The sequence below is a fragment of the Nonomuraea sp. NPDC003709 genome (genome assembly GCF_040610775.1).
Taxonomy (GTDB): Bacteria; Actinomycetota; Actinomycetes; order Streptosporangiales; family Streptosporangiaceae; genus Nonomuraea; species Nonomuraea angiospora_A.
Genome location: NZ_JBEXMW010000094.1, coordinates 1 through 1,408 on the forward strand (window position 1 = coordinate 1; position 1,408 = coordinate 1,408).

Consider the following 1,408-nt stretch of genomic DNA (forward strand, 5'->3'; position numbering starts at 1 on the left):
GAGGCGTGGTGCGGCGGCCCGGCTCGTCCGGGTGCGAGCGGGACCGCCCTCATGACCGGGTACGCCTCAGATGGCGACGTCCCCGCACACGTGCAAAAATATAATTACACTCCATATATTAGCCATTATATGACGTTAAGTCAAGTTTTTAGAGTAACAAACGTAGAATTTTAATCTATTTATTTTAAGCACTTACCTTTTCAAATTGATTAGGTGTAAGATACCCTAAACTTTGATGGATTCGTTTTGAATTATAAAAGGCTTCGATGTACCAGAAAATACTCTGATAGGCTTCTTCAAAGTTCTTATATTTAAATTGATACACCCACTCTCTTTTTAAATGTCCATGCCAAGATTCAAGACTGGCATTATGATAAGGGTATCCCCTTCGACTGAAAGAGTGAGTCATCCCATAATACTTAAGCAACTCTTCATACTCTAGACTCGTATACTGGCTTCCTTGGTCAGAATGAAGAATAACAGCTTCTGGATAGTCTTGTGATTTAATGGCCTTATTTAAAGTTCTTTGCACTAATTCTACAGTCATTCGCTTGCCCAAATCCCAAGCAATGACTTTTTTAGTATAAAGATCCATAATGGTTGAGAGATAAGCCCATCCTTGTTGAGTAGGAATATAAGTAATGTCGGTTGACCAAACCTTATTTTTCTTTGTAGGTTCAGTCTGTATAAGATTTTTTCGATTGATGTGATCACTTAGTGAGTATCCAGGCTTAAATTTCTTAATGACTACAGACTTGAGTTGAAGTTGCTTCATTAGCTTCTGTACCAGTTTTAACCCGACTTTTTCCCCTTGTTTAAGTAGAAGATGATGAATTTTAGGAGCACCATAGATTCCTCGGTTAGCATTGAAGAGTTGAGAAATTTTGAGTGACAGGTATTGTCTCCTTAATTGAGTTTTAGATGGATGTCGGTTAATCCGTTCATAATAACTTGATTCAGGAACATCAAGGAGTTGACAGCTTAGTCTGACATTGAGTGCTAAAGTTTGTATGGTTTGAGCCATATCCGCAGCACTCACTTCTTTTTCTCGGCGAATATGGTCAATACTTTTTTTAAGATGTCTCGTTCTTCCTTAACTTTAACCAGTTGTCTTTTTAATTCTAGAAAATCAGCTTTAGAGACGGAGCTTTCATTAGATTTAGAGTAGAGGTCTATCCATTTATAAATTGTTGCAGGGGCCACGTCGTATTCTTTAGACAGCTGGGTGACGGATTGACCAGAATGATAGAAGGCGATAAGGGTTTCTTTAAATTCTTTTGAGTAGCGTTTTTTCATGTTTTTGTCCTTTGTCTAAATTATACAATAGTGACTCTAAGATTTAAGGATAACATCATTAAATATGGTATAATTTAAGGTATATAATATGTATGTGGAGATACCATGAATC

General features: G+C 37.3%; 1 protein-coding gene. It reads right to left on the reverse strand.

Translation table 11 applies throughout. The features are described from left to right. Positions 1–184: 184 nt before the first annotated feature. Positions 185–1,296 (reverse strand): IS3-like element IS981 family transposase gene (locus ABZX61_RS65845; RefSeq protein ID WP_355213268.1). Its coding sequence is split into 2 segments (ribosomal slippage): positions 185–1,080 and positions 1,080–1,296, totalling 1,113 coding nucleotides; the frame shifts between segments, so codons are not numbered across the junction. Positions 1,297–1,408: the final 112 nt, after the last annotated feature.